1 protein-coding gene is annotated in these 852 nt (G+C 65.5%); it reads right to left on the reverse strand.

The genetic code is table 11. The features are described 5' to 3' along the window. The coding region (gene cbiB / locus A3754_RS19890; RefSeq protein WP_231880708.1) for an adenosylcobinamide-phosphate synthase CbiB at nucleotides 1-760 on the reverse strand (760 nt) is incomplete at its 3' end. Between the last annotated feature and the right edge of the window lie 92 nt (nucleotides 761-852).

The following is an 852-nucleotide window of genomic DNA, read 5'->3' on the forward strand; positions in this document are numbered from 1 at the left end:
ACGCGCCAGCGCCGGCAGCCATCACCGGGCCCGCATTGGGGCTGTCACAGGCAGCGGCCTGTTGCCGCCAGCAGCGCAACGCCAACCGGCAGCGCCCGTGCAACCCGCCCACCAGCGCATAGCTCAGCGCCGTCAGCCGCGAGGGCAGCCAGGCAAGCAGATCATCCAGCCGCGCCGCCGGTTTTCCAAACCGTTCGAACCGCTCGGTGCGGTAGCCCCACATGGCATCCAGCGTATTCACCAGCCGATGTAATACCGCACCAGGCAAGCCCGCCAGCACAAACCAGAACAGGCTGGCGAACACCGCATCGGCACCGTTTTCCAGCATGGATTCGGTGGCCGCCCGTGCCACCCCGTTGGCATCCAGCGCTTGCGTGTCGCGACTGACAATTCGCGCCACCTGCTCTCTCGCCACGGGCAAATTCTGCGCCCGTAACGGTGCGGCGACCGCACGGCCATGGTCAGCCAAACTGCGCGCGCCAATCACTAGCCACAGCCCCACCACCTGCAATAGCCAGCCGGCCCATCCCGGCAGTACCACCAATAGCAACACGATCAGCAATACCACCGGCGTCACCAACAGACACAGCGCAGCAGCCCCATGGAGCACACCGCCCGATGCGTCCGCATTCCAGCGCAACTCCAGCCACCCGGCCAACCGGCCAAACGCCATCAGCGGATGCCCGCAACGCGGTTCGCCCGCCAGCGCATCCAGCAAAACCGCCGCCACCGCAGCGCTAATCAGGGAAACAGAAAGCATGATTTCAGTGTCATTGCTCGGCATCGATGCGGGGCAGTGTACTTGACACTCCCGGTCGCGGGGCAGAGGATTTGCCGCTTTCCGGCCCTGTG

The organism is Alcanivorax sp. HI0083 (assembly GCF_001635175.1).